The sequence below is a fragment of the Streptomyces sp. NPDC047085 genome (assembly GCF_040643735.1).
Taxonomy (GTDB): domain Bacteria; phylum Actinomycetota; class Actinomycetes; order Streptomycetales; family Streptomycetaceae; genus Streptomyces.
In genome coordinates, this window is the sequence record NZ_JBEYUW010000007.1 from 37,042 (window position 1) to 57,153 (window position 20,112).

At 72.8% G+C, this 20,112-nt stretch carries 16 protein-coding genes and 1 pseudogene; 6 read left to right on the forward strand and 11 right to left on the reverse strand.

The features are described from left to right. Positions 1-2 precede the first annotated feature (2 nt). Together ABZ865_RS23920 and ABZ865_RS23925 are read right to left on the reverse strand one after the other, a co-directional pair. Positions 3-797, reverse strand: a complete 795-nt coding sequence (locus tag ABZ865_RS23920) for an ABC transporter ATP-binding protein (RefSeq protein ID WP_361233789.1) — start codon at positions 795-797, stop codon at positions 3-5. Further along, positions 794-1,552 (reverse strand): ABC transporter ATP-binding protein, encoded by a 759-nt coding sequence (locus ABZ865_RS23925; protein WP_361233792.1) that lies wholly within the window; start codon positions 1,550-1,552, stop codon positions 794-796. The genes ABZ865_RS23920 and ABZ865_RS23925 overlap by 4 nt, the downstream gene beginning before the upstream one ends. 189 nt (positions 1,553-1,741) lie before the next feature. Between ABZ865_RS23925 and ABZ865_RS23930 the strand changes: the two genes are divergently transcribed. Next, positions 1,742-3,037 carry a helix-turn-helix domain-containing protein gene (locus ABZ865_RS23930; protein WP_361233795.1) on the forward strand — a complete coding sequence of 432 codons (1,296 nt, stop codon included), beginning with the start codon at positions 1,742-1,744 and terminating at the stop codon, positions 3,035-3,037. Beyond that, positions 3,034-3,711: a TetR/AcrR family transcriptional regulator gene (locus ABZ865_RS23935; protein ID WP_361233798.1), complete on the forward strand. Its 678-nt coding sequence runs from the start codon at positions 3,034-3,036 to the stop codon at positions 3,709-3,711. Before ABZ865_RS23930 ends, ABZ865_RS23935 begins: the two co-directional genes overlap by 4 nt. Before the next feature lie 48 nt (positions 3,712-3,759). On the opposite strand, the gene manD is transcribed toward ABZ865_RS23935, so the two are convergent. Together manD and ABZ865_RS23945 are read right to left on the reverse strand one after the other, a co-directional pair. Continuing rightward, complete coding sequence (gene manD / locus ABZ865_RS23940) at positions 3,760-5,001, reverse strand: D-mannonate dehydratase ManD (RefSeq protein WP_361233801.1); 1,242 nt, start codon at positions 4,999-5,001, stop codon at positions 3,760-3,762. Between the two features lie 66 nt (positions 5,002-5,067). Then, entirely contained in the window at positions 5,068-6,516 is a 1,449-nt protein-coding gene (locus ABZ865_RS23945) for a gluconokinase, GntK/IdnK-type (RefSeq protein WP_361233804.1), read from the reverse strand. 252 nt (positions 6,517-6,768) lie between these two features. On the opposite strand from ABZ865_RS23945, the gene ABZ865_RS23950 reads away from it, so the two are divergent. Beyond that, positions 6,769-6,966, forward strand: coding sequence for a hypothetical protein (locus ABZ865_RS23950; protein ID WP_361233807.1), 198 nt, complete (start codon positions 6,769-6,771; stop codon positions 6,964-6,966). Positions 6,967-7,058: 92 nt separating this feature from the next. On the opposite strand, the gene ABZ865_RS23955 is transcribed toward ABZ865_RS23950, so the two are convergent. Beyond that, positions 7,059-8,399, reverse strand: coding sequence for a DNRLRE domain-containing protein (locus tag ABZ865_RS23955; RefSeq protein WP_361233810.1), 1,341 nt, complete (start codon positions 8,397-8,399; stop codon positions 7,059-7,061). Positions 8,400-8,798: 399 nt separating this feature from the next. Between ABZ865_RS23955 and ABZ865_RS23960 the strand changes: the two genes are divergently transcribed. Together ABZ865_RS23960 and ABZ865_RS23965 are read left to right on the forward strand one after the other, a co-directional pair. Then, positions 8,799-10,067 (forward strand): MFS transporter, encoded by a 1,269-nt coding sequence (locus ABZ865_RS23960; protein ID WP_361233813.1) that lies wholly within the window; start codon positions 8,799-8,801, stop codon positions 10,065-10,067. After that, a complete protein-coding gene (locus ABZ865_RS23965; RefSeq protein ID WP_361233816.1) occupies positions 10,064-11,071 on the forward strand; it encodes a hypothetical protein in 1,008 nt (335 codons plus the stop codon). The genes ABZ865_RS23960 and ABZ865_RS23965 overlap by 4 nt, the downstream gene beginning before the upstream one ends. 51 nt (positions 11,072-11,122) lie before the next feature. Here the strand turns inward: ABZ865_RS23965 and ABZ865_RS23970 are convergent, their stop codons facing one another. The 6 genes and pseudogenes from ABZ865_RS23970 to ABZ865_RS23995 all read right to left on the reverse strand — a co-directional run bounded on the left by ABZ865_RS23970 (position 11,123) and on the right by ABZ865_RS23995 (position 17,057). After that, the gene (locus ABZ865_RS23970; protein ID WP_361233819.1) at positions 11,123-12,331 is read right to left on the reverse strand and encodes a VWA-like domain-containing protein; all 1,209 of its coding nucleotides are present in this window, start codon (positions 12,329-12,331) and stop codon (positions 11,123-11,125) included. 10 nt (positions 12,332-12,341) lie between these two features. Then, the gene (locus tag ABZ865_RS23975) at positions 12,342-13,559 is read right to left on the reverse strand and encodes an AAA family ATPase (protein ID WP_361233822.1); all 1,218 of its coding nucleotides are present in this window, start codon (positions 13,557-13,559) and stop codon (positions 12,342-12,344) included. Further along, a complete protein-coding gene (locus ABZ865_RS23980) occupies positions 13,556-15,376 on the reverse strand; it encodes an ankyrin repeat domain-containing protein (protein WP_361233825.1) in 1,821 nt (606 codons plus the stop codon). The genes ABZ865_RS23975 and ABZ865_RS23980 overlap by 4 nt, the downstream gene beginning before the upstream one ends. Further along, positions 15,373-16,506: a gala protein gene (locus ABZ865_RS23985; protein ID WP_361233828.1), complete on the reverse strand. Its 1,134-nt coding sequence runs from the start codon at positions 16,504-16,506 to the stop codon at positions 15,373-15,375. Before ABZ865_RS23985 ends, ABZ865_RS23980 begins: the two co-directional genes overlap by 4 nt. A 109-nt stretch (positions 16,507-16,615) precedes the next feature. After that, positions 16,616-16,688 (reverse strand): annotated as a pseudogene (locus ABZ865_RS23990). Positions 16,689-16,748: 60 nt separating this feature from the next. After that, the gene (locus ABZ865_RS23995) at positions 16,749-17,057 is read right to left on the reverse strand and encodes a hypothetical protein (RefSeq protein WP_361233830.1); all 309 of its coding nucleotides are present in this window, start codon (positions 17,055-17,057) and stop codon (positions 16,749-16,751) included. Positions 17,058-17,237: 180 nt separating this feature from the next. On the opposite strand from ABZ865_RS23995, the gene ABZ865_RS24000 reads away from it, so the two are divergent. Then, positions 17,238-20,078, forward strand: coding sequence for a SpoIIE family protein phosphatase (locus ABZ865_RS24000; RefSeq protein ID WP_361233833.1), 2,841 nt, complete (start codon positions 17,238-17,240; stop codon positions 20,076-20,078). Positions 20,079-20,112: the final 34 nt, after the last annotated feature.

A 20,112-nucleotide genomic window follows, 5' to 3' on the forward strand; every position in this document is an offset into this window, starting at 1 on the left:
GCTCACCCGGCCTTGCGGGAGCCGACGGAGACACCGAGGTACACCTCGGCGACCTGCCCGTCCTCGCGGATCCGCTCGGCCGGTCCGGACAGCACCAGGCGGCCGGCCTCCAGTACGTGCGCCCGGTGCGCGATGTCCAGCGCGAGCTGGGCGTTCTGCTCGACGACGACCACGGTGGTGCGTTCCTCCTCGTTGACGGCACGGACGATCTCGAACAACTCGCGGGTGACCAGCGGCGCGAGACCCAGGGACGGCTCGTCGAGGAGCAGCAGCGCGGGCCGCGGCATCAGCGCCCTGCCGATGGCGAGCATCTGCTGCTCCCCTCCGCTGAGGCTGCCGGCGGCCTGCCGCGAGCGTTCGCGCAGTTTGGGGAAGTAGTCGTAGATCCGTTCCAGGTCTGCGGCCACGGCCGCACGCTCGGCGCGGCCCCGCCACCGGAGCCCGGTGCGCAGGTGGGCGCCGATGCGCAGGTTCTCCTCGACGGTCAGGTCGTTGAAGGTGCCCCGGCCCTCGGGGACGTGCGCGACGCCGAGCCGTGCGGCCTGCTCCGGTGAGCGGCCGAGCAGCTCGGTGCCGTTCAGGGTGACCGACCCGCGGCCGCGGACCATGCCGCTCAGCGCCCGCAGCGTGGTGGTCTTGCCCGCGCCGTTCGGTCCGAGGATCGCGCACACCTCGCCGCGGGCGACGGAGAGGTCGAGGCCGTGCAGCACGCGGGCCTGGCCGTATCCGGCGTGCAGCCCGGAGACCTTCAGGAAGTCCGGCTCCGCCAGGGTGAGTTCAGGGGTCGGCTCGCTCATGCGGGCACCCCCAGGTACGCCTCGACGACCGCCGGGTCGCGCTGGATCTCCTCCGGTGCGCCCTCGGCGATCTTGCGGCCGAAGTCGAGGCAGACCACCTTGTCGCACAGGCCCATCACGAACCCCATGTGGTGTTCGACCACGACGAGCGTGAGGTCGAACTCCTGGCGCACCGAGCGGACCAGATCCGCGAATTCGCCGACCTCGCCGTGGCTGAGGCCGTTGACGGGTTCGTCGAGCAGCAGCAGCCGGGGCCGTACGGCGAGCGCCCGCGCGAGTTCGACGCGTTTGAGCGTGCCGAACGGCAGCCCGGAGGCGGGGTGGCCGGCGACGTCCGCCAGGCCGAGCCGTCGTAGCAAGTCGTCCGCCCGGTCACGCAGTTCCCTTTCCTCGCGCCGGACGCGGGGCAGCCGGAGCGCCGCGGCGAGGTGTCCGGTGCGCCCCCGGCTGTGGGCGCCGACCATGACGTTCTCCGTGACCGTGAGTCGCGGGAACAGACCCAGGTTCTGGAAGGTGCGGGCGATGCCGCGCTCGGCCACGGCGTGCGGTGGGAGGGCCAGGAGGTCCTCGCCCTCGAACCGCACGGCTCCCGCGTCGGGGGTGCAGCGCCTGGTGAGGCAGTTGAACAAGGTGGTCTTGCCGGCTCCGTTCGGCCCGATGAGCCCCACGGCGGTGCCCGGCTCGACGGTGAACGCGACACCGTCCAGTGCCGTGATCCCGCCGAAGCGCACGGTGATACCGTCGACCGCGAGCATGAGTGACGCCCCTTCCGACGTGCTGGGGGGTTGGGAGAGCGTCACAGTAGGTGGGGGCGTTCCGGCCGCACATTGGGTGTGAGCACCCAACTTCGCGGGCGCCGGACTGTGCGCCGCGCACAGGTGCCGGGAGATGTCTCACCCCGGCCCTGTTGACGGAGCACGAAGTGGGCGGCGACGATCTGCGCCATGCCTCGCGGTCCCGTCCTGGGCTCTCCCCCACTCTCCGAACCCGTCCGGCGGGAGCGGCGGCGGATCCTGCACGCCGTCCACGACCGGGTCGAGGAGGTGGCGGAGACCGCCGTCGCGGTGATGCGCGCGGAGATCCCGTCGTACGCGCTGCAGGACGAGCGGTTCTTCGACGAGGTGCGCGAGCAGGTGCTGGAGCACTACCGGATGCAGTTGGCGGCGCTGGCCGGCGACCGCGCGATCTCCCCCGAAGACCTGGTCTTCAGCCGGGCGGCGGCGATGCGCAGGGCGCGCGCGGGGTTCGCCCTGGAGGACTGGATCAGTGCCTTCCGGGTCGGCCGGCAGGTGATGTGGGACGCGATGCTGGAGTGCGCGGGCACGTCCGCCGAGGCCCAGCAGGCCGCGCTGTCCCTCGTCACCCCGCTGATGCGGTACGTCGACTACGCCAGCACCCATGCCGCGCAGGCGTACGTCGAGTACCAGCAGCATGTGGTGGCGGACGCGGACCGGGAGCGCCGGGATCTCCTGGACCAGCTCCTGGCGGGCGTGGCGCCGTCCCGCGGTCCGCTGTTCGCCGCGGCACAGGCCTACGGCATCGGGCCCCGCTCGCCGATGATGGCGGTCGTGGCGGTCTGCGTCGGTGACACGCGGACGGGCGACCACGCCTCGGCCGAGAACGGGTATGCCGTCAGCGCGTCGATCAGCGTCGCCGGGCCCTGGGCCGGCCGGACCCTGGTCGTCGTGCGCCACGGCGAGGTGGTGGCCGTGCCGGTGCTCCGGGCCGGCATGGACGCGGACGACATATGCGCCCACTTCGAGGCCGTGCAGGAGCGGCTCGCGCGGAAGGGCACGCTGCTCTGCATGGGCATCAGCACGGTGGCCCGGGGCGCGTCCGAACTGCCGCGCGCGTACGAGGAGGCGCGGGCCGCTCTCGACCTGGTGCCGAGCGGGGGCGGCGTGGCGGCGCTGCCGCGGCTGTCCCCGTTCGACTATCTGGCGCTGCGCGCCGACGACCTCGCCCGCCAGCTGGTCGATCCCCGGGTGCGGGTGCTGCTGGAGGAGGACCGCGGACGGGGCGACACGCTGGCCGCCACCATACGGGCGTTCGCCGAGGCGGACCTCAATCTGCGGCTGGCCGCCGACCGGCTGCGGGTGCACCACAACACGGCGCACTACCGGTTGCGTCGGATCGAGGAACGCACCGGCCGCAATCCGCGCCGGATCGCCGACCTCCTGGAACTGCTGGTCGCCCTCGCCATCCGCGACGGCGCCGGGGAAGGTGAGGATTGCGGGTGAGCGGCATCGTGGAGTCCACCGGGGCCGGGGCGGCACGTCGACTGCCCGGCGGACGGGGCGGCATGGATCTGCCGGAGGAGGGGCGCGCGGGACGGGACCGAACGGTACGGCGTGCGCTGCTGGACGCCGCGCTGGAGGTGTTCACCGAGCGCGGTTACACCGACGCCGGTCTCACCGAGATCGCGGCGCGCTCCGGCGTCTCCGGCGTCCCGGTGGGCAGCCTGTTCCAGCACTACGGCGGCAAGCGAGGGCTCTACCTCGCCCTGTGGGAGGAGTTCCGGGAGGAGCAGGAACGCCGGACCGCGGCCACGCTCGCCGCCGAACGCGGCCATGGTGTCGACGACCCCATCGCCCTGTTCGTGGCGGGAGCCAGGGCGTATCTGGAGGGTGCCTGGGACAATCGGCGGCTCGGCGCACTCCTCGCGGAGGACGACGGCCCCTCCGGCTTCGACGCGCTGCGCCGCCAGTGGGACCGCGCCTGGGTTCGGCGCAACGCCCGGCTGCTGAAGGTGGACGAGCGGCAGCGCGCCGGCCGGGTCCGGGTGAGCGTGCTGACCACCGTCATCGGCGGCGCGGCCCGCGAACTGGCCGACTGCGGGGACGAGACGGAGGCCCGGGAGATCGTGGACGAGGTGTGCGGCATCCTGGTCCACCTGTCGACACCGCCGGGCTGAGACGCCCGGCGCACGGCCGGGTCGGCACCGAGGGTGTCCTTCCCGTCCTCACCAGTCGTGCACGGTCCCGTCGCGCAGCCTGCTGATCGGCAAGTACGCCTGCTGGTAGGGGAAGTGGCGGGCCGCTTCGACGTCGAGGTCGACGCCCAGGCCCGGGGTGTCGGACGGATGCAGCAGTCCCTGCTCGAAGCGGTAGGAGGTACGGAAGACCTCCAGGGTCCGCTCGGAGTGCCGCATGTACTCCTGGATGCCGAAGTTGTGCACGGCCAGGTCCAGATGGAGGGCGGCGGCCATGCCCACCGGGGAGATGTCGGTGGGGCCGTGCATCCCGGACCTGACGCCGTAGACGGCCGCGAGGTCGAGCAGTTTCTTCATCGCGGTGACGCCGCCGGTGTGGGTCACCGCGGAGCGCACGTAGTCGATCAGCCGCTCGCTCAGCAACGTGGTGTAGTCGTACACGGAGTTGAAGACCTCGCCGATCGCCAGCGGTGTCGTCGTGTGCTGCCGGATCAGGCGCAGGGCCGCCTGGTCCTCCGCGGGCGTGGCGTCCTCCAGCCAGAACAGGTCGTACGGTTCCAGTGCCTTGCCCAGCCGGGCGGCCTGGACCGGTGTCATCCGGTGGTGGCCGTCGTGCAGCAACGGCAGTTCCGGGCCGAACTCCGCCCGGACGGCCTCGAAGACGCCGGGCAGATGCCGTAGGTACGCGCGCGTGTCCCAGGTCTCCACGGTGGGCCGGGACCGGTCGCCGCTCGTGCGGCGCGCGGGCTCGTAGTCGTAGCGGTCGCCGCCGCCGGCGCTCGAGGCGGCGACGCCGTACACCGAGTCGAAGCCCGGGATCCCGGTCTGGACGCGGATCGCGCGGTAGCCCTGCTCCAGGTGGGCGCGCATGGAGTCGAGCAGTTCGGGCACATCGCGGCCGGAGGCGTGTCCGTAGGCGAGGGCGCCGGTGCGGGACGCACCGCCGAGGAGCTGGTAGAGGGGCATCCCCGCGCACTTGGCCTTGATGTCCCACAGCGCCGTGTCCACGGCCGCGATGGCCGCCATGGTCACGGGGCCGCGCCGCCAGTACGCCCCTCGGTAGAGGTGCTGCCAGGTGTCCTCGATGCGGGAGGCGTCGCTCCCGATGAGCAGAGGCACGACATGACTGTCCAGGTAGGAATGGACGGCCAGCTCACGGCCGTTCAGCGTGGCGTCGCCGAGGCCGACGACGCCGTCCTCGGTGGTGATGCGCAGGGTGACGAAGTTCCGGCCCGGGCTGGTGACGATCACCTCGGCGGACACGATCTGCATGATGGATCCCCCTCTTCGCGGCGGCGGTGCGGTTCGGGCGCTTCGGACGGGATGAGACCGGGGTGGTCAAAGACCCCAGGTGCGCTTGGCCAGCTCGGTCTGGACCTCGGCGACGATGCGCGCGACCGGCCAGGTCGCGTCGACGGTCATCCCGTCCTCCTCGTCCTTGTCGAGTGGCTCCAGGTCCTCGAACTGTGAGGAGACGAGGTCGGCGGGCATGAAGTGCGGCTCTCTGCGCTCCACGCGGGACGTCGCCTCGTCCTGGTCGATCTTCAGGTACACGAAGAACGCGTCGGGCCGGGCCACCCGGAGCAGCTCCCGGTAGATGCGCCGGAGCGCGGAGCAGGTGATCACCAGCCCCTCCTCCGCACCCGCCGCCCGCATACGGCCCGCGATGGCGGTCAGCCAGGGACTGCGGTCGCGGTCGTCGAGGGGGACGCGGTTCCTCATGGACCGGACATTGCTCAGGGGATGGAAGTCGTCCCCCTCCTCGAACGGCACCCTGAGCGACTCCGCCAGGTACCGGCCCACCGTGCTCTTGCCGCATCCGCTGACTCCCATGACGACGACGGGGGCGCGCCGGGCGCGGAACAGGGCGGCCATGGCGTCCTGGAAGCCGGCCCGATGAGCGGAGGGCAGGCCGTTGGCGTTGAACTGGTCCAGGCCCGCCCGGAGTCGGTCGCGCACGCCGGGATCGTGCAGTCGTCCGCTGCGGATCTCGGCGAGGAGGGCCTCCGCGAAGGCCTCCGCGGCCGTGGCCAGGCCCTGGTCGATGGCGTAGGCCAGGCCCATGTGCAGCCACATGGCGATCGGTTCCGGCCGGGTGGGATACCGCTGGACGGTGCCGGAGCCGACGAGGGACCTCGTCGGCGTGATCACCGCCTCCTGGTGGGCGCCGGCCCAGTCCCTGTCGATGCGGTGGTTCAGCGCCATGACGACCGGATAGGAGAGGCGCCCGAACAGCTCGTTGCGCGAGCCGGCGAGGAGGGTCCGGTGGAAGGCCGCGTCCACGTCCCTGAAGCGCCGGCGGATCGCCGCGCCCTCCTCCGGCTCCGCGAAGTCCGGGTCCTCGCTGAGGGCGAGCAGGGTGCGGGCGTTGCTGGTGAGGTCGTGGCAGATCTCCGCGGACCGGCTCAGGGCGGCCAGCCGGGCCGCGCGGGGCTCGATCACCTCCCGCAACTCGGTCAGCGACCGCATCTGGCTGTCGGGGGCCACCTCCAGCCGCCACGCGATCACGTCGGGGTCCAGCAGGTCCCACCGTTCCAGCGGCTGGACGGTGGCCCCGATCCGCGGCTGCAGGTTCACCAGGCCCTTCTGGTGCAGCGTCTGCAGGGCCTCGCGGGCCATGGGCCGCGTGACCTCGAACTCCTGGGTGACGGCGTCCACGGTGAGGTGGTGGTCGCGGGGCTTGCCGCCTTCCACGATCTGGCAGCCCAGTCGCTCCACCACCCTCGCGGTGGAGCCTCGTAGCGCGTCCTCGGATCCTTCGGGCGGTTCGACTTCGGGACCAGTCATGGCGGCGATGCTAAGTCACAGCGGCATACTGGTCAGCCATCCGAGCGCCGCCAAACGCCGCCAATTGGAGCGCGGAATGCCCTTGGGGCGTACGCCGGAGCGCGCGGCTTGTCACGACCACCCCTGAGCGAGCCCATTGCCGATTGATGGGGCATCAGACACCTTCCTGATGCAAGGTCACATGAGTACCGTGGTCACTCATTCGAAATGTTTCGGTATTGCCGAGAACCGGCCCAGCCGCAGGAGATCCGCATGCCCGAACCGACCTCGCCCACGCCGCCGCCGGAGCGGTTGTCACTGCGCTGGGCGCTCATCCTCTTGGCCGCGGTGGTGGCGGGACTGCTGGCGGGCCTGCTGACGTACGCCCAGTCCCGCAACTGGCCGGCCTCACTCCTGGCGGCGCTCGGAGCCGCCGGTGCGGCGCTTGTGGGCCTTCCACCGCTGCTCTGAGGAGCCGGCGAAGTACTCGCGGGGCCGCCCGCGGCTCGGCCACGGACGGCCCCTTCGTGCGAGAGCAGATCACTCGTGCCGGAGGCGATCACTCAGTGGCAGCTGGTGGTGCCGCTGTCGCTGTAGGTCTTGCCCGCCTCGGGCACGAACTGCCAGTCGTAGCTGTTCGCGTGCAGGGTGAACTTGAGCACGCCATAGGTGTCACTGTTGCGGGCTTCGCTGTTGGGCATGATGGTGCCGAAGCTGTAGTGGCTGGCGCCGCCCATGCCGGCGACGAAGTGCCGGATGCCGCGGGTGGTGTCGAGCTGGCCGCTGGCGTTCATGGGAGCGAACCGCTCGTACTGGTGGTTGTGGCCCGCCACGATCACGTCGGCGTTGTTGTCGTACAGCGCCTGCACGAGGGGCCCGGTCGCGGTGTTGGGAGCGTGGTTGGCGCCGGAGGTGAACCGGGGCTGGTGCCAGTAGGCGAGGGTGCACGGCTTGGTGCTGGCGGCCAGGTCCGAGCGCAGCCACTGCTCCTGCGGGGAGCCGACGGCCATGTTGACCTCGGAGTTCAGCGAGACCACGTGCCAGCTGCCGAGGTCGTAGGAGTAGTAACCCCGACCGGACGGGCCCGCGTTGGCGCCGAAGTAGTTGTAGTAGCCGGTGGCGCCGGCCGTGTTGTAGTCGTGGTTGCCCGGTGCCGGCCTGGTGCGGGCCTTGTGCCGGCCCCACGTCGGGTCGTAGTAGGTGGCGAACTCCGTGGCGGTGCCGCTGTCGTAGGCGTTGTCCCCGGCGGTGAACACCGTGCCCGGGATGCCGTCCAGCAGGTTGGCGGTCGCGGTGTCGCCCGTGCCGGAGTTGGCGATGTCGCCGGCGCCGACCAGCACCGGGTCGCCCGAGGGCGGCGGGCTAGTGGGCGGCGGGGTCGCACCGGTGGTGATTACCAGCTGCGGGGCGTCGGCGCCGCTCTCCCGCGCGTCGTAGTAGGCGCCGTCGTTGTTGGGGGAGGTCGCGCCGACGCTGAACGTGCCGTTGCCGGTCACAAGCGAGGTCACGTCGATCTCGTACCAGGTGTCCCTGACGACCGAGCCGAGCGTGCCCAGGGTGGCGCCGTCGATGGCGGGCTTGTTGTTCCAGGTCGTGCCGGTCTCCGACCACGTGGTGTCGGTCATCGCCTTGAACGTGCCGCCGTCGCTGCTGCCGTTGTTGCCGCTGATGGTGCGGATGCGCAGCTTGGCGCTGGTCACCGGATCGGTGATGCCGCTGACGGTGAACTTCAGGAACGACTGGCGGACCGGCGAGTTGTCGACCACGAACTGGGCCGAGGTGCCGTAGTTGGTGGAAGGGGTGGTGCTCTGTACGTAGGTGTCGGCGACCGGGGTGAACGTGGTCGTGGCCGCGGTGGCCACGGGAGCGGTGGTGAGCAGGCCCGCGACGGCTACGGCCGTCACCGCGACTGCTCCTCCCGCCAACGCTGATCTCCGGAAGCGGCGGTTGCCCATCGGATGGTCCCTTCTGAAGTGAGGGCTGTGGAGGGCGATTCGGGAACTTAGGGACCCGCCGGAACGGCCGCCACCCCCCTTTGAATGAACTGTGAGTGAGCTGTGAGCGAGGACTTTTCGCCCTCGCACACGCGTTCTGACGACTCGTAAGTAGGCCACCAGTTGTTCAGTTGCCGCACGCTCGCTCGCCCACTTCCGGGGGTGGTTCACCCGCCGCGGGCACCGGACGATGGGCCGTCGTCATCGCGATCGAGTACCGCCGCGGACGGACGCTCCCGTGAGCGTCCGCCGCCGCGGCGGCACCCCCACCCGCTCGCCCCGCGCATGCAGCAGGAGGTGTGCAACCGCGTGTACCTGTCGACAATCGGCTGGGCCAAGGGGGCCGTCGGCACCGGCGGGGCCGGCAGGCGCCGACTGGCCGCGATCGGCGCCAACGTCTTCGCTCTGGGCGCGGTCAGCCTGGTCACCGACATCTCCGCCGAGATGGTCACCGCAGTCCTTCCCCTCTACCTGGTACTCGGCCTCCAACTCGGCCCGATGGCCTACGGAGTGATCGACGGGACCTACACCGGCGCCACGGCGCTGCTGCGGATCGTCGGCGGTTACGTCGCCGACCGGACGCGCGGCCGCAAGGCGGTGGCGGGCATCGGTTACGCGCTCTCGGCCGTGGCCAGGCTCGGCCTGCTCGCGGCAGGCCGGTCGGTCGCCGCGATCGGGCTGGTGATCGCGGTCGACCGGACCGGAAAGGGACTGCGCACGGCACCTCGGGACGCGCTGATCACGCTGTCGACGCCACCGGACTCCCTGGGCCGGGCCTTCGGTGTGCACCGGGCGATGGACAGCCTCGGCGCCTTCCTCGGCCCGCTGGTGGCCTTGGCGGTCCTCGCGGCCGCGGGCCAGTCCTTCGACGCGGTCTTCGTCACCAGCTTCTGTATCGCCGTTCTCGGGGTTGTGCTGCTGGTGCTGTTCGTCCGCGACCGGCGGGACCCGCGACCCGCCGCCGGGGCCGTCTCACCGCGCGGCGCCGCGGCGCTGCTGCGAGCCGCGCCCGTCCGGCGCCTCGTCCTCGCCGCCTGCCTGCTCGGCCTGGCCACCGTCGGCGATGGCTTCGTGTACCTGCTTCTGCAGCGACGCGCGGAGTTGAACGCAGGCTGGTTTCCGCTGCTCGCGGTCGGCACCAACCTCGGCTACCTGCTGCTCGCCGCTCCCCTCGGCGCCCTGGCCGACCGGGTCGGCAGGCCCCGGGTGTTGCTGGGCGGCTACACGTCGCTGGTCGCCGTCTACCTGTTGTTGTTCGGGCCGCTGGGCGGTTGGCCGCTCATCGTCCTGGCGCTCGGCCTCTACGGCGTCTTCTACGCCGCCACCGACGGCGTACTGATGGCGCTCGCTGGCCCGCTGCTGCCCGAGCGGCTGCGCACCACGGGCATCGCGATCATCCAGACCGGGCAGGCGCTGGCCTACCTCGCCTCCTCGGTCCTGTTCGGGATGGCCTGGCAGGCGTGGGGTCCGGTCACCGCCTGCCGGGTGGCCGCCGGGTGCGTGGTGGTGGCGATCATCGCCACAGCCGTGCTGCTCGCCCGCCCCGCCATGGCCGTCACCCAGGAGGTGTCCGGTTGAGCGCGCTGAGCGACCTGACCCTGCGGGCGCGGATCGTCATCGTCATGGCCACCACCGCGGTGCTCGCGGTCGCCGCCGTCGGCTACATCCGGCTGGCGCCCGACCGGACCGGCACCACTGGCGCCAGGACCGACTCGGTCACCACCACGGCGGACCGTGTCACGCTCGCTCCCGGTCCACGGCTACTGGTGGTCAGCGACCGGCATCTCGCCACCGTCTCCCGGGACCGTCCGGGGGGCCCGCGTGCGGTCGCCCGGCTGGAGTGTGTCCGCGTCTACGCCGCGGCGGGCACGGGTGTCTGCGTCCGTCCCGACTCCCCGTGGGCCTACCACCTTGTCGTCCTGGACCAGAATCTTCATGAGAAGCGGGCGGTCCCCATCCCCGGCCTGCCCAACCGCGCCCGGGTCTCGGCCAGCGGCCGCATGGTGGCGTGGACCGCCTTCGTCGGCGGCGACTCCTACACGAGCAGCGGGTTCTCCACCCGTACTGGCATCCTCGACACCCGCACCGGCGCGCTCGCGAGCACACTGGAGACGTTCGCGGTGACCAGGGACGGCCGGCCCTACCGGGCCGCCGACGTCAACTTCTGGGGTGTCACCTTCGCCGCCGACGACAACCGGTTCTACGCGACCATGTCCACGGCCGGCCACCGCTACCTCGTCGAGGGCGACTTCGCCGCCAGAGCCGTCCGTACGCTCAAGGAGAACGTCGAGTGCCCGTCGCTGTCCCCCGACGGCACCCGCATCGCGTTCAAGGGGGCCATCGGGGCCGATCCCACCCGCGGCTGGCGGCTGTCCGTGCTCGACCTGGCCTCGATGCGGGTGACACCGCTGGCCGAGACCCGCAGCATCGACGACCAGGCCGCCTGGCTCGACGACGCCACGATCGCCTACACGGTGCGGGACAGCAGCGGCGACCCCGACGTCTGGTCCGTGCCGGCTGACGGCTCCGGCACACCTCACCTGCTCATACCCGAAGCAGAGTCACCGGCCGCACTGGGATGACCCGGGACCGGCAACGGGAGCCTGCCCTCGCACCGCGACCGGCTCCCGGTGTCAGGTGGGGATGCGTACCGTCTCCACCCAGCTCGGGGGCTGTGGTGCGGTGGAGCCGATCAGGGCCGCGATGATGCGGCAGGGCGGGGTCTCGGCGGGCCAGGGGGTGAATCCGTCGGTGAGGACGACGACGATGCTCGGGCGGTCCGGCGTCGCGAGCGCCGCTTCGATACCGACGCGCATGTCCGTGCCGCCACCGCCGCCCAGGGTGACCTGTTCGGTGGCCGTCACCCGGGACACGGCGTGCACGTCGGCGTCGCAGGCGAGCACGGTCACACGATTGCCGCGGATACCCACTTCACGCAGCACGCCCGTCACCTCCGCGAGAGCGGCGGCAAGTTCGGCGTCGCCCATCGAACCGGAGGTGTCGATGACGACGGCCACGCGAGGCAGCGGGCGGCGCAGGCTCGGCAGGACGACGCCGCGCAGCGCCGGGGTACGGCGCGAGGGGCGGCGGTAGGTGTAGTCGACGGCTCCGCCGGCCCAGGCGGCGGCCTCCCGGACCGCGCCGGACAGCGCCCGCCGCCAGTCCACCGTGGGTTCCAGGATCTCCTCGGCCCAGCGCTGCCACCCGGCGGGCAGGGTGCCGCGAGTGCGCTGATGGGCGCGCATCGCCTCGGCGGTCTGCCGCCGCAGGGCCTGCGCCTCGACGTCACCGAGCCGTGCGGGGCCGGCGGACTCGGGGAGTTCCCAGGGGACGGGCCGGCCGTGGGCGCCCGATCCGCAGTCCGGCGCCCGGACGTGCGGCGGCAGCTGGTCGAGGTACACCTCGAACAACTGGCCCTCGGGGAGGCCGAAGAGGCGGGGTTCCATGCGCCCCTCGGGCAGGCGCAGGCCGTCGGCGAGCAGGTCGTCGTTGATCTCGCAGTCCTGCGCGACGTTGACGCGGTGCCGGTCGCGCTGGGCGGCGGCGGGGAGCCGGTCCGCCCGGCCGTGGTGGTCGCGCAGCAGGTGCGCCGCCTCGTGTACCCAGACGCCCGCCAGCTCGGGCACCGGTGTCGCGTCGACGAAGGCGGGCGACACATAGCAGCGCCAGTGCCGGTCCACCCCCATCGTCGGGACCTCTGTGCTCGGGACGACGGTCAGGGCGTACAACGCCGACGCCAGGTACGGCCGGTCGCTCGCCGCCCGGTAGCGGGCGGCGAGCAGTTTGGTCCTGTCCAGGGCGCGGCGGGAATCCTCCGTCGCGCGGCGGGAGTCCTCCGTCATCCCGCGCGCCTCACCGGCCGCCGCCCGGCAGCGCCCCGGACATCTGCAGCAGGCCGAGGAACCCGTCGATGCCGGGCGGTACGGGCCAGTCGAGGTGGCGCATCGCCGCGAGGTCGGTGGCGGCCCGGGCGGCCACGTCCGGTACACCCGCGTCCACGGCCTTCGCCAGCACCGCCCAGCCGGCCTCCCACCGGGGCCGGGTGAGGTCGCTCTGGATGGCGGCGACCACCGCGATGAGGAACGCCAGCTGCCGGTCGCCGCGTTCGGGCAGGGCGAAGGCGTCCGGGTCGGCGAGGACCCGGTCGGGGTCGGGCAGATCGAGGTGTTCCAGGTAGGACAGCAGCTCGATGCCCGCGCCGTCCCCGACGGCACCGGTGAGGGCGGCGGCCAGCGCCTCGCGGCCGACCCCGGCCGCGTACCCGGCGGCGAGCAGCCTGAGTGCCATCTCCCAGGTACGCGGGGACGGCCAGGACCGGCCCCGGCTCTCGGCGTCGCCGGGGATGTGGTGGACCAGGCCCGGCCGGGCCGTGAGGAAGCCGGATATCGCGCCCCGGGCTCGTGCCACCGCGCCGGGCACCCGGGCGGCATCGACGACGGGAACGGCCACCTCCGGCCAGGTGCCGGCCATGCCACGGGCGACCGTCCGGGGGTCGTGGGTCCACTCGAGGTGGACGAACCGGTTGGCGAGCGGCGGGCTCAGGTGCCAGCCGTCCGCCGCGCTGGAGGGCGGGTTGGCGGCGGCGACGATCCGCACCGCCTCGGGCAGGACCAGGCTGCCGACCCGTCGTTCGAGCACCACCCGCAGCAGCGCCGCCTGCACGGCGGGCGGTGCGGAGGAGAGTTCGTCGAAGAAGAGCAGGCCCTGTCCGGCCCGGGCGAGGCGGACCGCCCAGTCCGGCGGGGCCATCGGCACGCCCGTCACGGCCGGGTCGTCACCGACGATGGGCAGTCCGGCGAAGTCGGAGGGCTCGTGCACGCTGGCGATGACCGTCTCCAGCGGCAGGCCGAGCCCGGCGGCGAGCTGCTCCAGGGCGGCGGACTTGCCGATTCCCGGCTCCCCCCACAGCAGCACGGGCTGATTGGCCGTCACCGCGAGGGCGAGCGCCTCCAGTTGCGGGTTCGCGGCGGGCTCGGTCCGTCGCGCGCGCAGCCGGCGGTTGAGGTCGTCCGCGGCCGCCAGTGGTCCGGACGGTGCGGTGGGGGCGGCGGCGGTGCGGGCGGTGCTCAAAAGGGCGCCTCTTCCTCGTCGTCGGGCTCGGCGGGGTCGTACGGGTCCTCGGCGTCGTACTCCTCCCGCTCGTCCATCCACTCGTCCCACCACTCGGCGCCGACGCCTGGATGCTCCTGCCGTACGCGGTCCCGGAGGAAGGCCAGGTCGCGTCGCTTGTACCGGCGGACGAGCTGGTCGAGCGACAGCTCGGACTGGTCGATCACGTCGAGTCGCGCCCCGGCGGCGACGAGCGCCTCCACCAGCGCCTTGGAGCCGAGGTCGTTGACGGCCACGAACAGCGGTGTGCGGTCCCGCCGGTCGCGGGCCTCCAGGTCCAGTCCCTCCGCCAGCAGCCGCGGCAGCAGTGTCTCGTGGTCGAGGAGGTTCAGTACGTGCAGCAGGGTGCGGCCGCCGCCGTCCCGCACGCGGGGGTCGACGCCCGCGTCCAGGAGCGCCAGCACGCCGGGGGTGTCACCGTGTTGGGCGCGCAGGAACAGTTCCTGGCGGCCCGCCCGCAGCGCCTTCGGCAGGCGGCCCTCTCCGGAGGTCCACGTCTGCTCCACGGCGAAGCATCCGGCGACGGCACCGCCGAAGGCGCGCATGGCGCGTTCGCGCTGCTGTTCCTCGTCGGTGTGCGGCATGCGCAGCAGGCCGCCGGGCCGGAAGGCCACCTCGTGCCATTCGCCCCGGCACCTGACCCGCACGGGTGCGGGGGCCGTCGGTCCCGGCGGGCCGACCGGGCCTTCCGGAGCCTGGGGGGCGGGGAACGCGGGAAACAGCGCCTCGCGGACGAGCGGATGCAGATGCTCCGCCGCGACGCCGCCGACGCGCATCAGGTCGAGGTCGGGGAGCCTGCGCCACAGGGCCTCGGCGAGGACGGGCTCGCCCTTCACGTCGTCCCGGTCGACGACTCGCGCCGACAGCCCGCCGGCCGCCGTGGGCTCCAGCAGGATGTAGGTCCGCCAGTGCGGGACGATGAGGAAGCGGTCGCCGACGCCCTCGGCCATCAGTCGGCGTATCTCCGGCTCCAGGCGGGTGTGGTTGAGCGCGAGCCCGCCCAGGAGCCGCTCCGGATCCGCCTGGTACCAGCCCGATCTCTGCGGGGGTGTCAGGTCCAGCTCGATGCCCGCGGCGGCGAAGGCGGCCCGTGTCTCGCCCTTCTGGTGCAGCAGCGTGGCCCACTCGGCCCGCGCCGCCGGGTCGCCGTCGCCGGGATCCGCCGTCGGCAGTTCGTCCGCGCCGCGTGGGGTGGCGTCGGCGTGGAAGAACGGCGGCCGGTCCGTGCCGCCGCCGCACCGTTCACGCAGCTCCGCGGCGTGCCGTACGTCCCACAGGTGCCGCGCGGACCGCCAGTCCTCGGTGTTCCGCCCGAAGACGCCTGCGGCCTGCTCGTCCCTGACCGTGCTGAACCGCAGGGCGACCCGCTGCGGTCCGTCCATCATCGGAGGAGTGGTGATGTGCAGGTAGGGCGTGGCCCGGCGGCCCTCGTCCGGTCCCTTCGGGCGGTAGCGCGCGAGGACGACCGTCCTGTCCGTGGCGAGCGTGGTCCGCCCGCCGAGCACGCGCGGCAGGTGCCAGCGCAGCAGGTCGGGGGCGAAGTGGCGGAGGTCCTCCGCCAGGGCTGCGGCGACATCGTCGCCGCAGTGCTCGGCGACGTCGGACAGATCGAAGGTGACGTCGACATCGGCCGCCGCGCAGGCGCCGCGCCAGTCACCGGCCAGACGGCGCGCGCTCGCCCGCTCGATCATCCAGCCGGGCACCGCGTACCGCCGGATCCGGCGCCGGCTCGCCGCCTCCTCCGGGGAGAAGCAACGGAGTTCGCCACGAGAGCTCAACGGTAGACACTCCCTATCGCGCGCAGGTCGGGATGCGCCCTGCCGACGGGCCGCAGGCGCTGGGTGAACGACCGCTTCACCCTGCGGGGCAGGCCCGGCCCCAGACCGACGTACTCCAGGGGCGAGTTGGCGGGCACGGCCGCCAGCAGCGTCTTCGCGCCCCGGCCGGTCACGCCGGTGTGGCACAGCTCCAGCCGGCGCAGCGGGCTGCCCGGCAGTGCGGCGGCCAGCGCGTGCGCGCCGTCGTCGCCGGTGGTGTTGGCGGGGGCGCCGAGGCTGCGTTCCGACGGCGGCCGGCCCAGGTCGAGCGCCTCGATCCCGCCGAGCGAGTCGGCGAGGGCCCGGACGCCCACGGGGCCGATGCCGTTGCCGCCCAGGCCGAGGCGCACCGGCCGTGCGGGGTCGGCCGCGGCGGCGAGGATCGCGGCGCCCTCGTCTCCGAGGTGGTTGGCGGGGAGGTACAGCTCGCGCACACCCGCCTCCCGGATCAGCGCCGCCAGCAGCGGGGCGGCGTCGGCGGTCAGGCCGTTGCCGCCGAGGAAGAGGCGTTCCACCGGGGTGGGCCGGCTGGTGAGGGAGTCGAACAGGTCCCGCAGACCGTCCATGGTCACACCGGTGTTGACCAGGTCCAGGGTGCGCAGCGTGGTGTTGCGGCGGAGCATCGCGGCGAGCGCCCGGGCGCCTTCGTCTCCCACCGGGTTGCGCTTGAGCCACAGGGCGCGGACGGTGCCGTCCGTGGTCAGCGCGCCGGCGAGCGCGGACGCGCCCTCGGGGCCGATGCGGTTGCAGCCGAGGTAGAGCGTGTGCAGACCGTGGCCGTCGGCCAGCGCGCCGGCAACCGTGCGGGCGCCTTCGTCGCCGATGGCGTTGGTGCCGAGCAGGACGTGCGCGGCGTGCGGAGAGGAGGCGGCGACGGGCATCAGCCGGGCGGCGCCGACCGCTCCGAGGCCCTGCTTGCACAGGTCGACACGCCCGTCCGCGCGCACCGTGCCGAGCGGGAAGGCCTCGTCGTCCTCGACCCGCTGCGCGGACCGCAGTCGGTCGAGCAGCGGCTCCAGAGCGGCGGGATCGCTGATCGGGATGTCGGGGTGCTCGATCGCGGGGCAGCGTACGGGTGTCGGCTGCGTCATCACCACTCCACCGGTCCATCGCCGGTGCCCGGCTCGCCGAGGGCGGCATCGCCCTCCGCCCGCCCAGGACGAACCGACGCCAATCGACTTTCCTCCACGACAAGGGCGGCAAGGCTGGTCGGATTCGAACCGACGTCCTCCAGCTTGATGCGTGGGCGCGACGACCTCTGCGCTACAGCCTTGCCGCGGAGATCATAGCGGTCTTCGCCCTTGCGTTCGAACCCAGTTGGGCTCGGCCGTGCTCAACCGGGCCGGCCCCGCTCCGCGTCGATGTCCGGCTGGATCTCGACCGTGAAGGCCGCGTCCTCGGGGCCGGTGCCTTCCTCGTCCGCCCAGATGATCACGCGCACATGCTTGCGGACGGCGCCGCGGCGGTCCCACTCGGACACCAGGTCGGTGACGACGAGGGCGGCGACGTACTCGGCGTCCTCCTTCGGGTCGTCGGTGGTGACGGTCCCCCGCCAGCGCTCGGGGCGGTCGCCGTAGGGGCGCCAGCCCTCGGAGCCGTGCGGCTCGTCCACCCGGTACACCCAGTCCGTCATGGTGCTCATGGAGCCGATCCTGTCACTTTCCCGGCGGTTGCCGGGGAGCGGATCCCGATCGTGCCCGTCGCGCTGATCACGGGGCCGAGCCGTGGCGAAACACCAGGTCAGGGGCCTGCCCCTGGTATGCGGTCCGCGCGGCGGGCGTGATCGGCGTCGGCTTCCCCGCAGCGGTGCTATCAAGGGTGTATGGAAGAATTTTCCGGGCGCCCTCGGGGCCCGGAACGCAGTCCGCCCGTCGGACGCTCGCGCGCACGCCGCGCCTCCCTGCCGGACCTGCGCAGTGCGGCCGGACAGGTGTTCCTTCTCCAGGTCTTGATCGTGGTCCTGCTGGTGCTCGCCGCGGTGGGAGCCATGGTGCTCCAGGCGGCGAACGACGCGCTGCAACAGGGGCGCAGGGAGGCGATCGTCGCGGCTCAGTCGTTCGCGAACGCCCCTGGCACGGCCGAGGCGCTGCGGAGCCCGGATCCGGCAGCGGTGCTCCAGCCCCGGGCCGAGGCGGCGCGGAAGCGCGCGGGCGTGGATTTCGTCGTCGTCCTGAGCACGAAGGGGATCCGTTACACGTATCCCTACCCGCGGGAGATCGGGAAGAAGTTCGTCGGCACCATCGAACCGGCGCTGAAGGGCCAGACCGTCGTCGAGGAGGCCGGTGGGCCGCCGCTGCCCGCGGGCAGGGGGACGGACGTGCAGGCGGTGGTCCCGGTGACCGACGCGCACGGCAAGGTGGTCGGCCTGGTCTCCGCCGGGCTCACGGTCAAGAACGTGGCGGGACTGTGGCTGCCGCAGCTGCCGATCATCCTGGGCAGCGGCGCGGCCGCGCTGGCACTGGCCGTGACGGGAATGACGCTGGTCTCCCGGCGGCTGCGGCGGCAGACGCACGGCCTGGCACCGGAGGAGCTGGCAGAGCGGTACGAGCACCACGACGCGGTGCTGCACGCGGTGCGGGAAGGCGTGCTGATCACCGGCGCCGACGGACGGCTGCTGCTGGTCAACGACGAGGCGACACGGCTGCTCGGACTGCCGGCGGACGTGCGGGGGCGCCCGGCGCGGGAGCTGGGCCTGCCGGAGCCGATCATGCGGCTGCTGGCGTCGCCGGAGGCGGTCACCGACGAGGTGCTGCTCGCGGGAGACCGGTTGCTGGCAGTGAACAAGCGGCCGACGTACCCGGAGGCCGGCCAGGGAGGCAGCGAAGCGGGCCGGGAGGGCGGCGAGGCCGGCCGGGGAGGCTCCGTGGTGACGCTGCGGGACACCACGGAGCTGGCGGCGGTCTCGGGGCGGGCCCAGGTCGCGCGGGAGCGGCTGAAGCTGCTGTACGAGGCCGGGGTGGGGATCGGAACCACGCTGGGTGTGGAGCGTACGGCCCAGGAGCTGGCCGACGTGGCGGTGCCGCAGTTCGCCGACTTCGTGACGGTGGATCTGCTCGAGGCGGTGCTGCGGGGGTGGGAACCCACGGCGGAGGGCTGGCGGCATCTGCGCCGGGCGGCGATCGGCGGCGATCGGCGCAGGATTCCGGTGTACCGGCTGGGCGAAGTGATCACGTTCTCGCGCCAGACGCCGCAGATGCGGGCGCTGCAGGAGCGGCGGGTCCTGGTCGAGGAGGACCTGCGGCAGGCACAGGGCTGGCGGGAACAGGATCCGGAGCGCGCCAGGAGGGCCCTGGAGTGCGGGCTGCGTTCGCTGGTGGCCGTGCCGCTGCGGGCACGGAACGTACCGCTGGGCGTGGTGAACTTCTACCGGACGGTGGATTCCCCGGCGTTCGAGTCGGAGGATCTCACCTTCGCGGAGGAACTGGCCGCGCGAGCGGCGGTGGCCCTCGACAACGCCCGGCGGTTCACCCGGGAGCACGCGATGGCGGTGACGCTGCAGCGCAGTCTGCTGCCGCGGCGGCAGCCGGAGCAGGACGCGCTGGAGGTGGCCTGGCGGTATGTGCCCGCGGAGGCGGGGGTCGGCGGGGACTGGTTCGACGTCATCCCGCTTCCGGGCGCCCGCGTGGCCCTGGTGATGGGTGACGTCGTCGGTCACGGGCTGCACGCGGCGGCGACGATGGGCCGGCTGCGCACCGCCGTGCACAACTTCTCCACCCTGGACCTGCCCGTGGACGAGGTGCTCGGGAACCTGGACGACCTGGTCGTCCGCATGGACAGCGAGGAGTACACGGGTGATGAAGCGGATGGCCACGAGGGGGAGGGCGTGACCGGGGCGACCTGTCTCTACGCGGTCTACGACCCGGTGACACAGGCCTGCACGATGGCCCGTGCGGGACACCCGGAGCCGGTGGTGGTGCGCCCGGACGGAACGGTCGTCTGTCCCGGCGTGCCGGCCTCGGCACCGCTCGGCCTGGGCGGCTACCCCTTCGAGACCGTGGAGCTGTCCCTGCCGGAGGGTTCCCAACTGGTGCTGTACACCGACGGGCTCGTGGAGAACCCCAGCCACGACATCGATGTCGGGCTGGAGCGGCTGCGCCGGGCGTTGGACGGTTCCGGCGACCGCACGCCGGAGGAGACGTGTCAGACGGTGATCGACGCGCTGAAGCCGTCGAACTCCTCCGACGACATCGCGCTGCTGACGGCACGTACCCGGAAGTTCCCGTCCTCGGACGTGGCCACGTGGGACGTGCCGCAGGACCCGGCGCTGGTTCCCGCGGTGCGGGCGCGCTGCCGGGAGACGTTGCTGGAGTGGGGGCTGGAGGAGACCGCGTTCGCCACGGAGCTGATCGTCAGCGAGCTGGTCACGAACGCGATCCGGTACGGCTCGCCGCCGGTCGGCCTGCGGCTGCTGCACGGACGCTCTCTGATCTGCGAGGTGTCGGACGGAAGCGGCACCTCTCCCCGCCTGCGGCGGGCGACGACCACCGACGAGGGCGGGCGGGGGCTGTTCCTGGTGGCGCAGTTCGCCCAGCGGTGGGGCACGCGGTACACCACCCACGGCAAGGTCATCTGGGCGGAGCAGCTTCTTGACGAGGCGTCCGCCGGCCCGGGCCTGGCCCCGGTCGACTTCCTTCTCGACCAGTTCGACGATCCCGGCCCCTGAGCCGGCGTCGGGACAGGACACCACGTGCTCCTTG

Excerpts from the sequence above, each read along its gene's own strand:
- ABZ865_RS23920 (WP_361233789.1), bottom strand. The coding sequence starts at position 797 with ATGAGCGAGCCGACCCCTGAACTCACCCTGGCGGAGCCGGACTTCCTG.
- ABZ865_RS23925 (WP_361233792.1), bottom strand. The coding sequence starts at position 1,552 with ATGCTCGCGGTCGACGGTATCACCGTGCGCTTCGGCGGGATCACGGCA.
- ABZ865_RS23930 (WP_361233795.1), top strand. The coding sequence starts at position 1,742 with ATGCCTCGCGGTCCCGTCCTGGGCTCTCCCCCACTCTCCGAACCCGTC.
- manD (WP_361233801.1), bottom strand. The coding sequence starts at position 5,001 with ATGCAGATCGTGTCCGCCGAGGTGATCGTCACCAGCCCGGGCCGGAAC.
- ABZ865_RS23945 (WP_361233804.1), bottom strand. The coding sequence starts at position 6,516 with ATGACTGGTCCCGAAGTCGAACCGCCCGAAGGATCCGAGGACGCGCTA.
- ABZ865_RS23950 (WP_361233807.1), top strand. The coding sequence starts at position 6,769 with ATGCCCGAACCGACCTCGCCCACGCCGCCGCCGGAGCGGTTGTCACTG.
- ABZ865_RS23970 (WP_361233819.1), bottom strand. The coding sequence starts at position 12,331 with ATGACGGAGGACTCCCGCCGCGCGACGGAGGATTCCCGCCGCGCCCTG.
- ABZ865_RS23985 (WP_361233828.1), bottom strand. The coding sequence starts at position 16,506 with ATGACGCAGCCGACACCCGTACGCTGCCCCGCGATCGAGCACCCCGAC.
- ABZ865_RS23995 (WP_361233830.1), bottom strand. The coding sequence starts at position 17,057 with ATGAGCACCATGACGGACTGGGTGTACCGGGTGGACGAGCCGCACGGC.
- ABZ865_RS24000 (WP_361233833.1), top strand. The coding sequence starts at position 17,238 with ATGGAAGAATTTTCCGGGCGCCCTCGGGGCCCGGAACGCAGTCCGCCC.